Annotated in this window: 9 protein-coding genes; 3 read left to right on the top strand and 6 right to left on the bottom strand. The window is 64.8% G+C overall.

All coding sequences use genetic code 11. From position 1 onward, the window contains the following. The first annotated feature begins 322 nt into the window (after positions 1 to 322). Together AXZ77_RS08375 and AXZ77_RS19560 are read left to right on the top strand one after the other, a co-directional pair. Positions 323 to 1,696: a sensor histidine kinase gene (locus tag AXZ77_RS08375; protein WP_176535991.1), complete on the top strand. Its 1,374-nt coding sequence runs from the start codon at positions 323 to 325 to the stop codon at positions 1,694 to 1,696. Positions 1,697 to 1,893: 197 nt separating this feature from the next. Beyond that, on the top strand, positions 1,894 to 2,562 hold the full coding sequence (locus AXZ77_RS19560; protein WP_098410794.1) for a response regulator transcription factor: 669 nt from the start codon (positions 1,894 to 1,896) through the stop codon (positions 2,560 to 2,562). Between the two features lie 71 nt (positions 2,563 to 2,633). Here the strand turns inward: AXZ77_RS19560 and ppsA are convergent, their stop codons facing one another. Both ppsA and AXZ77_RS08360 read right to left on the bottom strand, forming a co-directional pair. Beyond that, a complete protein-coding gene (ppsA, locus tag AXZ77_RS08365) occupies positions 2,634 to 5,021 on the bottom strand; it encodes a phosphoenolpyruvate synthase (protein WP_098410793.1) in 2,388 nt (795 codons plus the stop codon). Between the two features lie 191 nt (positions 5,022 to 5,212). Beyond that, a complete protein-coding gene (locus AXZ77_RS08360) occupies positions 5,213 to 5,755 on the bottom strand; it encodes a flavin reductase family protein (RefSeq protein WP_098412482.1) in 543 nt (180 codons plus the stop codon). A gap of 284 nt (positions 5,756 to 6,039) precedes the next feature. Between AXZ77_RS08360 and AXZ77_RS08355 the strand changes: the two genes are divergently transcribed. Continuing rightward, complete coding sequence (locus AXZ77_RS08355) at positions 6,040 to 7,869, top strand: SLC13 family permease (protein WP_098410792.1); 1,830 nt, start codon at positions 6,040 to 6,042, stop codon at positions 7,867 to 7,869. 54 nt (positions 7,870 to 7,923) lie between these two features. On the opposite strand, the gene AXZ77_RS08350 is transcribed toward AXZ77_RS08355, so the two are convergent. Genes AXZ77_RS08350 through acsA form a run of 4 tightly spaced genes read right to left on the bottom strand, consistent with a single transcriptional unit; the run spans position 7,924 to position 13,082 of the window. Further along, positions 7,924 to 8,166: an acyl carrier protein gene (locus AXZ77_RS08350; protein ID WP_098410791.1), complete on the bottom strand. Its 243-nt coding sequence runs from the start codon at positions 8,164 to 8,166 to the stop codon at positions 7,924 to 7,926. Beyond that, positions 8,163 to 9,344 (bottom strand): dihydrolipoamide acetyltransferase family protein, encoded by a 1,182-nt coding sequence (locus AXZ77_RS08345; protein WP_098410790.1) that lies wholly within the window; start codon positions 9,342 to 9,344, stop codon positions 8,163 to 8,165. The genes AXZ77_RS08350 and AXZ77_RS08345 overlap by 4 nt, the downstream gene beginning before the upstream one ends. A 4-nt stretch (positions 9,345 to 9,348) precedes the next feature. Then, the gene (gene pdhA / locus AXZ77_RS08340; RefSeq protein ID WP_098410789.1) at positions 9,349 to 11,346 is read right to left on the bottom strand and encodes a pyruvate dehydrogenase (acetyl-transferring) E1 component subunit alpha; all 1,998 of its coding nucleotides are present in this window, start codon (positions 11,344 to 11,346) and stop codon (positions 9,349 to 9,351) included. After that, entirely contained in the window at positions 11,343 to 13,082 is a 1,740-nt protein-coding gene (gene acsA, locus AXZ77_RS08335; protein ID WP_098410788.1) for an acetate--CoA ligase, read from the bottom strand. Before acsA ends, pdhA begins: the two co-directional genes overlap by 4 nt. Positions 13,083 to 13,162: the final 80 nt, after the last annotated feature.

The raw sequence follows: 13,162 nt of genomic DNA, 5'->3' as shown, positions 1-13,162 counted from the left end.
TGTCACACCCATCGCCGGTGCTTGCTTCATGAGAGGCTGTGCGAGACGGCACTTATCCCTGTGCCGCGTCTCGCGCCGTCACCCCCACAAGCACGGCGCTTTTTCCTGTCTTCCATCAGGCCAGCAAAACGGGGGGGCGAAAATTGTCTTAGGTCGAACGAGATTCTCCCCTATGGTCGGGGACGCTCCTCGCCAAAGGACGCAAGGGACTATGGGACAAAGGTCTAAGAGCGATGCGACCAAGGTCGGGGATTTTGGGCCCCCGGACCCGGCGCACCCAGCGCGAAACCCGCTGCGGTGGTTTCTGGGGTTTTCGCTGTCCTTGCAGTTTCTCGTGGGGCTTGGGCTGGTGCTCAGCCTCGTGCTCGCCTCGCTCGCCTATTGGATCAACACCCGCGCGACGACCCGGCTGCTCGACGCCTCCGCCGACACGGCCGCCTTCTACATGCAGAACTTGTTGCAGCCGCATGTGCAGGCGCTGGGCCGATCGGAGGCCCTGCTCGCCGAGGATTTCGCAGCCCTGGATGCGCTGGCTGAGGGGTTTCGCAAACAGGGCAATTTCCTCGCCATCAAGATCTGGAGCCGCGAAGGCAAGCTGGTCTTCGCGCCTGACACCGGGCATGGCCACGTCCTGCCCGACGATGAGATTTTCGAGGCGCTCAAGGGAAAGGTCTTCGGGCGCTTTCCCGATCTGGAGGACGCAGCCCATGATGCCGAACGTGCGCTGGGCGTGCAGCTCTATGAGATCTACGCCCCGCTGCGCGATATCGAGACGGGCGCTATTCTGGCGGTGGGCGAATTCTATCAGAATGCAGATGTGGTCCGGGGCGCGCTGCTGACCTCCGCCAAGACGACGTGGCTCTTCGTGGGGCCAGTGGCGATCATCGTCTTCACCATGCTGTTCCTGATCGTGCGGCGCGGCAGCCTGACGATCGAGCGCCAGACCGTCGAGCTCCGCCGCCAGTTCACTGAGCGCGAGCGGCTACTGCTGGGCAATTCGCAATTGCACCGCTCGATCGCGGAGGCAGCCCAGAACGCCGCCAATGTCGACGAGCGCGCGAAACGGCGCATCGGCGCGGATCTGCATGACGGCGCATGCCAGCTTCTCTCCTATCTGGTGCTGGAGATCGACCGGCTGGAGCATATGATTCGTTCCCCCGGCGCGACCGATGAGCCGAAAGCGGCCGGGATTGTCTCGGAAATCAAGAAAGTTGCGCGCAAGACGATGGAGGAAATCCGTGCCATCTCGGGCGGATTGGTCGCGCCGCAATTCGACGCCGCGCCGACGCTTGCCGCGCTGATCGAAACGGTCGCTACGGACCATAGCAGGAGGACCGGAGCGCAGGTCACGCTCTCGCTTGCGCCTGACGCGCCTGAGCTGACCGAGACCACGCGGCGCACGCTGGGCCGGATCGTGCAGGAAGCCCTGGCCAACGCCGCCCGCCACGCGCCCGGCTCGACGCAGACAATCGAAACTTATCAAGAGGATAACCGCTTCGTCCTGCGCATCAGCGACAGCGGCGCGGCCCCTGGCCATACCGCCCCGCAGGAACGCGAATACCGCGAGGGCGGGCTTGGCCTGCCGGGGATGCAGTTCCGCGCGCAATCGCTTGGCGGAACGCTCGAATTTCGCCGCCTTGATCCGCAGGGCGCGGAGGTTGTTTGCCGCATTCCGCTCGCTCCAGACGCGCCCTGAAGGTGACGGGAACGTAACCCCAAAGGGCTATAGCCATAGCCAGATGGGACTATTCCATATGCGTCTTTCTTTATTGTGTTTCTTTACGGCACCTTCATTCTGTTGGTCCGGGGGGAGACGGATTTCGCGACATTCCGGACGGCAGGGCCGTCACGCGTTGGGGAACGCGGTCGCGGGATCGTTTAAGGGGTATTTCCATGTCCGATTTTGCGCCGACGACGGCTTGTATTGTCGATGACCATCCAATTTTCCGGCAGGGGCTCTGCGCCGTCCTGCAAGACGCGCTCGAAATCGAGGTGCTCGATCAGGGCAGTTCCGCCATCGACGCGATCGAACTTGCCCGAACGCGGCGGCCCGACGTGATGATCCTCGATCTCAGCATGCCCGGCGGCGGGCTGAACGCGCTGCGCAAGATCATCGACCACGACCCGTCCATGCAATGCATCCTGCTCACCGCCTGCGACGAGCCCGGAACCGCGATCGATGCGATGAGCGCCGGGGCGAAGGGCTACATTCTCAAGGGCGTGGGCGTTTCCGAATTGCAGGCCGCAATCGACGCGATCCTGCACGGCGGCACTTTCGTCTCGCCCAGCTTCGCAGCGGCGCTGTTGCAGGCCGCGCTTGCGGGGCAGGAGAAGTCCGAGAGCGAGAACCTCACCCATCGCGAAATGCAGGTGCTGCGGGAGCTGGAACGCGGCAAGACCAACCGCGAAATCGCCAAGCGCCTCGCGATCAGCGAGAAGACGGTAAAGTTCTATATGACGAATATCATGCAGAAATACGGGGTGAGGAACCGGCTTGAGGCCGTGATCGCCCATCGTCAGGCGCATGAGCGCGCGCTCTCGGGGCAAGCACGCCTGTCATAGGCGCCACCGCCCCCGGACGCGCAAAGGCGATGTCGGGGATCTGTCGCGGTCAGATCCCCGACGAAACACCGTCACTTTTTCCCTTCGGCCTCCGCGACGTGGCCTTTGACCTTCAGGAAGCTGTCCGGCGTCACCGAGATCGAGTCGATCCCGAACTCCACCAGCCTTCGGGCGAATTCCGGGTAGTTCGACGGCGCCTGACCGCAGAGCCCGACCTTCGCGCCCACGCCATGCGCTCTTTCGATGACGCTCCGGATCATCCACTGAACGGCGGCGTGCCGTTCGTCGAAGAGCGGCGCGAGCCGGTCGCTGTCGCGGTCGATGCCCAAGGTCAGCTGCGTCAGATCGTTCGACCCGATGGAAAACCCGTCGAACCGCTTGGCGAATTCCTCGGCGAGGATGACGTTCGAGGGCACTTCGCACATCACGTAGATCTGCAGACTGTTCGATCCGCGCACCAGCCCTTCCTCGGCCATCACCGCCAGCACGCGGTCGGCTTCCTCGGGCGTGCGACAGAACGGAACCATCACCAGCACATTGTCGAAGCCTGCCTCTTCGCGCAGCCGCCGGATCGCCCGGCATTCGAGCCGGAACCCCTCGACATAGGCGGGATCGTAATAGCGCGAGGCACCACGCCAGCCGATCATCGGGTTGGATTCCACCGGCTCGAATTGCCGCCCGCCGAGCAGGTCGGCATATTCGTTCGTCTTGAAATCGCTCAGCCGCAGGATCATCGGGTTCGGGTAGGCCACGGCGGCGATCCGGGACAGACCAAGCGCCAATTGATCGACGAAATACTCGGCCTTGTCCTCGTATCCTCTTGTGAGCGTTTCGATTTCCTCCCGCACCTCCGTCTCCCGGATGTCGGAGAAATGCAGCAGCGCCATCGGATGGACCCGGATCGTGTTCGAGATCACGAATTCCATCCGCGCCAGACCGACACCGTCGATCGGCAGCCGCCACCAGCGCGCCGCAATGGCCGGGTTGGCGAGGTTGAGCATGACCTTGGTCTTGGTTTCCGGCACCGCGTCGAGGTTCAGATCTTCGACCGAGAACTCGGCAAAGCCGTCATAGACCAGACCCTCGTCCCCTTCGGCGCAGCAGACGGTCACTTCCTGCTCGTCATGCAGCACATGGGTCGCGTCGCCACAGCCGACGATGGCGGGCACGCCCAATTCGCGGCTGACGATGGCGGCGTGGCTGGTTCTGCCGCCGTGATCGGTGATGATGGCCGAGGCGCGTTTCATCACGGGCACCCAGTCGGGGTCCGTCGTCGAGGTGACGAGGACCGAGCCGTCCACGAAATCGTCGATATCCTTGACGTCTTCGATCAGGCAGACCCGCCCGGTCGCGATCTGCTCGCCGACCGACAGGCCGCTGACGACGACCGGACCGTGCGCGCCGATGGTATAGCGCCGCAGTGACCCAGCGGAGACCCGCGACTGCACCGTCTCGGGGCGCGCCTGCACGATGAACAGTTTCCCCGTCACACCGTCTTTCGCCCATTCCATATCCATCGGTTGCCCGTAATGCGCCTCGATGGTCGCCGCCTGCTGCGCGAGGTCGAGTACCTCGTCATCCGACAGGACGAACTTCCCGCGCTCGGCTTTCGATGTCGGCACGTTGCGCACCGGGTTCGGGGCGTCCGGCCCGGCATAGATCATCTTGATCTCTTTCGCCCCGAGCTTCTTCTCGATGATCGGCTTGACGCCCGCCTTTCCAAGGAAAGGCTTGTAGACCTGAAACTCGTCCGGCGTGACCGCGCCCTGCACGACATTTTCGCCCAAGCCCCAGGCCGCGCTGATCAGCACGACCTTGTCGAAGCCGGTTTCGGTGTCGATCGAGAACATCACCCCCGACCCGCCGATATCGGAGCGCACCATCTGCTGGACGCCCACGGAAAGCGCGACATCGAGGTGATTGAACCCTCTGAGCTTGCGATAGGTGATCGCGCGGTCGGTGAAGAGCGAGGCATAGCATTTGCGGCAGGCGGTCAGAAGCTCCTCTTCGCCCGTCACGTTGAGATAGGTCTCCTGCTGACCGGCGAAGCTGGCATCGGGGAGGTCTTCGGCCGTGGCGCTCGAGCGCACGGCGACGGAGACCTCGGGCACCCCTGCCCGCTTCGACAGATCGCGGTACGCCTCCCGGATCGCGGTCTCGGTCGAGGCGGGCCAGTCCCCGGCCACGATCGTGTCGCGAATGCTCTGACCCGCGACGTGAAGGCTGATCTTGTCGGCATCGTAATCGGCAAGATAGCCCGCGATGGCCTCGGTCAGATTGTTTTCATCGAGAAACATCCGATAGGCATCGGAAGTGGTAGCGAAGCCCGGCGGGACCTGAATGCCCTTGGCGCCAAGTTCCTGCACCATCTCGCCAAGCGAAGAGTTCTTGCCGCCCACAAGCGCGACGTCCTCGCGACGTAAGCTATCGAAAGGAATGACTTCTTTCTTCGTGGTCATGGGCTCGCCTCCCCTGTTTGCTCCTGCGGGCACTCTATCTGAGGGGCGCGTTGGAGCCTTGATCTCTGTCAACGCGGATCGTCGGAGGCGGTGCGCCGTGTTCACAAACCGGAGAATGGACTGCGGAACGCTGCCGGAGGGTACGCAGGCCGGGCGGAGCCTGCCGCAAGGCGACTTCGGTTCGCGTCGGCCTAGAGCCCGGCGGGGAGTTTGCCGCGCATCGCCGCGCTTCGGTCGAACCGCTCGCCATCCGCGATGAAGGTCCCGTCGCCCACCGCATGAAGCAGGCGCGTGTCCTTGCGGTCGATGTCGATATGGGCATCGACGCCCTGCAGCAATACGAGGTTGAGACGGTCGACGATCTCCTCGACACGGCATTCGATATTGGCGAGGCATTCGCCGATCAGCGGCGCCCGGACATGATGCGCGGGCAACGGGGTAAGACCGAAACGCGCGAATTTGTCGGTATCGGCCCCCGAACACATCCCGATGCCGACGACCGTGTCGATCATGTCGGCCGTGGGAATGGCGAGGACACAGTCTCCGGTCTCGCGCAACGCGCCCCAGGAATGGTTCCACGGCCCGGTCGTGAGCGCGAAACTGGCGTCGAACCCACGGACCATCGTCCAGGTGATCGTCATGATGTTGGGCTTCGTCCCGTCATGGGTCGTGACCAGCACCACCGGGCCCGGTTCGATCAAGGTGAAAGCGCGCGAAAGCGGTAGCGGGGTCATCGGCATCTTCCTTTCCGTCCTGAAAACCTTAGTCCCGTTGACGAATTTGACCACCTGAAATGCCGCACCCTGCCCCGCGAAAGCTCCGTCAGAAAAATGGGAACCGCAGCGTGCTGGTTTTTTCTCCTCACAGGCGCTCCGACAGGCTCGATGTGCTCAAAACCTGATCCGTTAGGGTTCGGAGCTAACGGTCTCGTCATGTGACCTTTCATCTGCCCGCCAAGATTTGCAGTATGGGCGCGAATAGACCCTGCCTGACCCTTGGAAGTGATCTTGGAAACCGAATGACATTCGAGCTCGCCTCCGTTCTCGTTCTTCTCATTGCGTCGCTCGTGCTGTTCGTGCTGGGCAAACCGCGCATGGATGTGGTTGCGGTGATGCTCGTCATCGCGATGCCGTTCACCGGGCTGATTTCGGTTTCCGAAGCGCTCGAAGGGTTTTCCGATCCGAGCGTCATCCTCATCGCGGCGCTGTTCGTCGTCGGCGAAGCCCTCGTGCGAACGGGTGTGACCCAGTGGATCGGCGATCAGCTCAGTCTCCGCTCCGGCGGCAGCGAGGCCAAGATGCTCGTGCTCTTGATGCTGTTTGCCGCCGGGCTCAGCGCCTTCATGAGTTCGACCGGCGTCGTCGCGATCTTCATTCCGATCGTGCTGAGCGCGGCGCGCAAGATGCATATCCGGCCGAACCGGCTGATGATGCCGCTCTCGATCGCGGCGCTGATCTCTGGGATGCTCACGCTCGTCGCGACCCCGCCCAACATGGTGCTCAACGCCGAGCTGATCCGGCAGGGCTATGACGGGTTCGGCTTCTTCGAGTTCTCGCTTTTCGGCGTGCCGGTCCTGATCTTCGCGATCCTCTACATGCTGTTCATGCGGCGTTTTCTCGGGCCTGGCGAACAGATCGCCACTGCCGACAGCCTGCGGCCGAGATTTCCAAACCTGCTCGAGCGCTACGGGCTGACGGATCGGATCGCGCGCATTGCCGTTCCGGCGGGCAGCAACGTCACCGGGCAAAGGCTCGACGAACTCGGGCTTTTCGCGCGCGACGGCGTCGCCATCTTCGCAATCGAGCGACGCACGCGGCATGGCAGCGAGTTTCTGCTCCCCCAAGCCCATGAGCCGATCGTCGCGAATGATCGTCTCATCGTCATCCTGTCCTCGCCCTCCTTCGACATCGACGGCTACATGGCGGCGCATGATTTGCAGCGATGCGCCCCCATCAAGACCTCCACCCCGCTTCCGAACCGCGACGTGGGGCTCGTCGAGGCGATGGTGCCGCCGAATTCGCCCCTGGTCGGCAAATCGCCGGTCGAGGCGCAGCTCCGGACGATTTCGGAATTGAGCGTTCTGGGGATTTGCCGCAGCCAGCAACCGGTTGAGGGCGACGTCGCGGACACGCAGATGAAAGCCGGCGACACGCTGTTGCTGAGCGGGCCGTGGACGACGATCCAGCGCCTGCAGGGGCATCGCCGCGATCTCGTCCTTCTCGAGTTGCCGGAGGAAGCCGAAGACTATGTGCCCGAACGCAAACGGGCGAAAACCGCCATCGCCATCCTCGCCGCGATGGTGCTCGCGATGACATTCGGAGTTCTGCCGAACGCGCAGATCGCGCTGATCACCTGTGTCGCCCTCGGCGTTTTCGGCTGCATCGACCTTCAATCGGCCTATCGTGCGATCAACTGGCAGACCTTGGTGCTCATCGCGGGCATGATCCCCTTCGCCTTGGCGCTCGAACGCGCAGGCGGTGTCGATCTCGCCGCGACGACCGTCCTCGACACCTTTGGAGAGAGCGCCCCGCGCGTCGTTCTCGGAACGCTGTTTCTGGTGACGATGACGTTGAGCCTCTTCATGTCCAATACCGCGACCGCCGTGCTGATGGGCCCGATCGCGCTTGCCATCGCCAAGGGGATGGGCGCCTCGCCCGAACCCTTCATGATGTGCGTGGCATTGGCCGCGTCGACGGCCTTCATGACCCCCGTCGCCTCGCCGGTGAACCTTCTCGTGCTGAACCCCGGCGGATACCGGTTCGTCGATTTCCTGAAAATCGGGGCGCCCCTCGCGCTTTTCACGATGATTGTCGCGGTCGGGCTTCTGCCCATCGTCTATGCGTTCTGACCGCAGCCGCCAGCCATCAGGTGGCGCCCACCGAACCAGACCGGTCGCGCCCCGTCATATTTTCTGCGCGAGAAACGCCGCCGCAAGATCCGGGGTGGCGATCTGGGGATAATCCGCCTCGGCAATCGCGACGCCGAAGCGCTGGTTGAGCGCGATCACGAGGTTCAGGATATCCATCGAGTCGAGCTCGAGATCGTCCTGCAGATGGTCCGATCCCGCGATTTCGGTGGGATCGAGATCGGGGGCGACGCGCACGAGCTCCTCGATATAGGCGCTGCGGATTTCGTCTTCGGTCATAGCTCCTCCGGGGTTTGCAGCTTCGCGTCGATCGCGGTCAGGAATTTCGAGCCCAGCCGCCCGTCGCTCACGCGGTGATCGGCGGCGAGGGTCAGCGTGACGGCCTGCGCGGCGATCACCTTGCCGTCGCACACCAGCGGTTGCGGGCCGGGCGCACCGGCGGTCACGATGGCGACCTGCGGCGGCACGATGATCCCGGCCATCGCCTCGACCCCGCTTTCGCCGAGCGCCGAAAAGGTCAGCGTCGCCATGCTCATCTCCGAGCTTTTGAGCCGCCCGGCACGGGCGCGCATCGTGAGGTCGCGCATCGCCTCCATCAAATCCTGCAAGCTCTTCTTGTCGGCATCGAGGATTGCGGGCGCGACAAGCCCGCCGCCCCGCAGCGCGATGGCGAGGCCGAGATGGATCGCCGTGGAGGGCGTAAACCCATCCTCGCCATAATGCCCGCTCACCGCCTTTTCCTCGCGCGCCGCCAGCGCCATGGCCTTCATCAAGAGCGCGCCCATCAGGATGCGCTCTTCGGGCGGGCGGTCCGCATTGGCCGCGCTCAGCCAATCGCTCGCGGTGCTGAGGTCGACCGTGTGGGTGACGTAGTAATGCGGGATCTCACGTTTGGACCGGGCCATCGCGGCGGCGATCGCCTTGCGCATCTCGGCGAGATAGGCGCCGCGATCTTGCGCCGGGGACGGAGCCGCGGTGGGTTTCGTCGTCTCGACATCGGCGAGGACGATCGCGCCCCCCGGCCCGCTCCCGGTGAGATTCTCCAGCGCGATCCCCAATTCCGCCGCGCGCGCCCTGGCAGCGGGTGATGCGGCGATCCCCGACCGGGTTGCTGCGGGCGGAGCACTTGGCGGCGCCGCTTTCGCCACGGGCGCGACGGGTTCGGCCGCGGTCTGCGGCACAACTGGCGGCGCTTCCTCACTGGGTTCCGCGAGGGTCTCCCCCGGTGCCTGAATAACGGCGAGCGGCGCGCCGACGGGCAGGTCTTGCCCAAGCTCGGCCACCAGCTTCTCGACCACGCCATCCTCGAAGACCTCGATCTCGATCGCGCCTTTCTGGGTCTCGACCACCGCGACGATATCGCCATGCTTGACCGTATCGCCGGGCTTCACCAGCCATTCGACCAGCTTGCCCGCCTCCATATCCGCGCCGAGCGAGGGCATCTTGAAAACGGCCATCGCGTTACCCTTTCCCGAGCGCCGCCTTCACGGCGGCCACGATGGCGGGCACCTGCGGAATGGCGGCGTCCTCGAGATGTTTGGGATAGGGGATCGGCACCTCGGCCGAGCATACCCGCCCCACCGGTGCATCGAGATGCCAGAAGGATTTCTCGCCGATCCGGGCCGCAATCTCGGCCGAGAGCGAACCGGACCGCCAGCCTTCGTCCACGATCACCGCGCGGCGCGTGCGCGCAAGCGAGGCCATGATCGTCTCGTCATCGAGCGGCCGCAGGGAGCGCAGGTCGATCACCTCCGCCTCGATCCCCTCGCCTGCCAGCGCCTCGGCGGCCTCCAGCGTCTTCCAGAGCGAGCCGCCATAGGTGATCAGGCTGATATCCTTGCCCGCGCGCCGGATCGCGGCTTTGTCGATATCGACCGGCCCCGCATTCGCCGCGATCTTCCCGGTGATGTTGTAGAGCATGACGTTCTCGAAGATCAGCACCGGATCGGGATCCTCGATCGCGGTCCAGAGCATCCCGCGCGCGTCCTCCAGCGTGGCAGGCGCGAGGATGCGCAGCCCCGGAATATGCGCGTACCACCCTTCGAGCGAATGGGAATGCTGCGCCGCCAGCTGCTTGCCCGCGCCGGTCGCGAGGCGGATCACCACGGGCGCGCCGAACTGCCCGCCCGACATGTGCCGGATCGTGGCGGCGGTATTCATGATCTGGTCGAGCGCGAGCAGCGAGAAATTCACCGTCATCACCTCGACGATGGGACGCATCCCGGCCGCCGCCGCGCCGATCCCGGCCCCGGTGAAGCCGGACTCCGACAGCGGCGTGTCGCGGATACGGTCTTCGCCGAACTCGTCCATCAGCCCTTTCGAGACCGCGTAGCAGCCGCCGTATGCGCCCACATCCTCGCCCATCAGGAAGACCCGCTCGTCGCGGCTCATCGCGTCGCGGATGCCCTGCTTGACCGCCTCGCGATAGGTCATCTCGACGGTCTCGGCACTCGGTTCGGGCGGCGCGGGCGGCGCGGGGCGCTCCTCGGCCATGACATGGCGGGTGAGCGTTTCGAGCGGCTCCCACTCGCTCGCCTCGGCATAGGCCACGGCGGCGGCGATCTCGTCTTCAACCCCGGCCTCGATCTGCGCGACCTCTTCGGGATGCATCAGCCCGGTCTCGTAAAGCCAGGTCTGGAACCGCACGATCGGCCCCTTCTCGCGCCACGAGGCCACCTCGCTCTTGTCGCGATAGAGCTGGGCGTCGAACATCGAATGCGCCCGGAACCGATAGGTCAGACATTCGAGGAAATAAGGCTTGCCGGTCTCGCGGATCGCGGCGAGCGCGCGGCGGGTGGCCGCCTCGACCGCGACCACGTCCATCCCGTCCACTTGTTCCGTGGTCGTCCCATAAGCCGCCGCCTTGCGCCTTATGTCGGTCTCGGCCTCGGTGCGCGCCAGGGCCGAGCCCATCGCGTAGCCGTTATTCTCGCACACGAACAGCACCGGCAGCGACCAGAGCTGCGCGAGGTTCATCGACTCGTGGAACTCGCCCTCGGCCACAGCCCCTTCGCCGAAGAAGCAGGCGGTGACATTGGGCGCGCCCGTCATCCGGTCGCGCAGCGCGAGGCCCACGGCCAGCGGCAAACCACCCCCCACGATCGCGTTGCCGCCGTAGAAATTCCGCTCGGCATCGAAGATATGCATCGAGCCGCCCCGCCCGCCCGAGGCGCCCGTAACCTTGCCATACATCTCGGCCATCACGCGCTCCATCGGCACGCCGCGCACCAACGCATGGCCGTGCTCACGATAGGTCGCCACGACGCGATCCTCGGGGCCAAGCCGCGGGATCACGCCCGAGGCCACCGCCTCCTCGCCATCGTAGAGATGGAGGAAGCCGCGGATTTTCTCCTGCGTGTAGAGCTCGGCGCATTTATCCTCGAAATGGCGCACACGGATCATCGCCGTGAGCAATTCGCGGATGTGGTCATGGGTCAGGTGCGGTTTGTCGGCAGTCATGTCTCGTCACTCTCCAGCGTCGAAATATCGCCTTCCGGCAGGCCCAGCTCGCGCGCTTTCAGCAGACGGCGCATGATCTTGCCCGAACGGGTCTTCGGCAGGGTTTTGCGGAATACCACCTCGCGCGGGGCGACCGCCGCGCCGAGTTTCTTGCGCGCAAGGCCGCGGATGTCGCGTTCGAGGTCTTCGGAGGGCTCGAAGCCCGGATTAAGCGCGACATAGGCCTTCACCACCTCGCCCGCGGTCTCCTCGGGCAGCCCGATCACGGCGGCCTCGGCCACTGCCGGGTGCTCGATCAGCGCGCTTTCAACCTCGAAGGGGCCGATCAGGTGACCAGAGGATTTGATCAGATCGTCGGCGCGGCCCACGAACCAGAAATAGCCCTCGCTATCGCGCATCGCGAGATCGCCCGAGAGATACCAGCCATCCACGAAACACTTCTTGTAGCGCGCCTCTTCATGCAGATAGGCGCGCATCATCGAGGGCCAGCCGGGCCGCAACGCCAGTTCGCCGATCTCGCCGGGCTTGCAGTCGCGCAGCCCCTCATCGACACGCTCGACGATCCCCGCCTCGATCCCGGGCAGCGGCTTGCCCATAGAGCCGGGATGCACATCCATCGCGCGGGTATTGGCGATCATGATGCCGCCGGTCTCGGTCTGCCACCAGTTGTCGTGGAAGGGCTTGCCGAAGACCTCGTTGCCCCAGACCACGGCCTCGGGGTTGAGCGGCTCGCCCACCGAGGCCATAAACCGCAGCTTCGAGAAATCGTAAGGCTCGGCCGCCTCTTTCCCTGCGCGCATCATCATGCGGATCGCGGTCGGCGCGGTGTACCAGACCTCGATCTGCTCGCGCTCGAGAATGCCATACCAGCGGTCGAGATCGAAATCGGCCTCGTCGATGACCATCCGCACCCGGTTCACCAGCGGCGAGATGATCCCAAAGGAGGTGCCCGTCACCCAGCCCGGATCGGCGGTGCACCAGTAGCGCGTGCCCGGCGTCAGTTCGAGCGCGTAGCGACCCGCGGCGGCATGCATCACCACCGCATTATGCACATGCACCGCGCCTTTCGGGCGGCCCGTGGTGCCGGAGGTGAAATGGATCAGCGCGGGGTCTTCGGGGGCCGTGCGGACCGTCTCGAACTCCTCCGAGGCCGCCGCCATCGCGGGGCCGAGGGCTACGCAATCGTCGGGCGCCTCGTCGCCGATGATCAGCACCAGTTTCAGCGACGGGATCACGTCCCGCCAGGCGGCAATCTTGCGGCGATAGATCGAGGCGGTGGTGATCAGCGCATTGGCCTCGCCGATCTCGAGCCGCGTGCGCAAGGGTTCAGGCCCGAAGGCGGAAAAGAGCGGCGAGAAGATCATCCCCGCTTTCAGCGTGCCCAGCGCGGCTACGTAGAGATCGGGCACACGCCCCGCGAGACCGAAGAGCCGGTCGCCCGGTTTCAGTCCGTGGCTTGTCAGCACATTGGCGAAGCGCGCGGTCCGGGCGGCGAGGTCACCATAGCTCAGGCTTTCTCGCTCTCCCGACTTGCCCAGCCACAGGATCGCCTCGTCTGCCCCATGGCCCGAGGCGACATGGCGATCCACCGCCTCGTAGGCGATGTTCAACCCGCCATCGGGAAAGCCGTCGAGCATCGCCCGCGCGGTGTCCCAGGTGAACGCCTCGCGGACCTCATCGGTCAGCGTGGCGGCTGCCCGTTCGGCGGCCGGCTTCCGGATAATCGCCCAAGTCATCACGCCTCCTCCCATGGTGATGCCAGTCGATGGGCCGCCCCTGTCACGAACGGCCATGACCTTCCCTAGGCGAAGACAAG

This window comes from Thioclava sp. ES.031 (assembly GCF_002563775.1).
Classification (GTDB): domain Bacteria; phylum Pseudomonadota; class Alphaproteobacteria; order Rhodobacterales; family Rhodobacteraceae; genus Thioclava.
Note: the sequence above shows the minus strand (reverse complement) of the source record. Positions and strands in the feature narration are given on the sequence as shown.

Coding starts and splice junctions, on each gene's coding strand:
- AXZ77_RS19560 (WP_098410794.1), top strand. CDS start 1,894: ATGTCCGATTTTGCGCCGACGACGGCTTGTATTGTCGATGACCATCCA.
- ppsA (WP_098410793.1), bottom strand. CDS start 5,021: ATGACCACGAAGAAAGAAGTCATTCCTTTCGATAGCTTACGTCGCGAG.
- AXZ77_RS08360 (WP_098412482.1), bottom strand. CDS start 5,755: ATGACCCCGCTACCGCTTTCGCGCGCTTTCACCTTGATCGAACCGGGC.
- AXZ77_RS08355 (WP_098410792.1), top strand. CDS start 6,040: ATGACATTCGAGCTCGCCTCCGTTCTCGTTCTTCTCATTGCGTCGCTC.
- AXZ77_RS08350 (WP_098410791.1), bottom strand. CDS start 8,166: ATGACCGAAGACGAAATCCGCAGCGCCTATATCGAGGAGCTCGTGCGC.
- AXZ77_RS08345 (WP_098410790.1), bottom strand. CDS start 9,344: ATGGCCGTTTTCAAGATGCCCTCGCTCGGCGCGGATATGGAGGCGGGC.
- pdhA (WP_098410789.1), bottom strand. CDS start 11,346: ATGACTGCCGACAAACCGCACCTGACCCATGACCACATCCGCGAATTG.
- acsA (WP_098410788.1), bottom strand. CDS start 13,082: ATGACTTGGGCGATTATCCGGAAGCCGGCCGCCGAACGGGCAGCCGCC.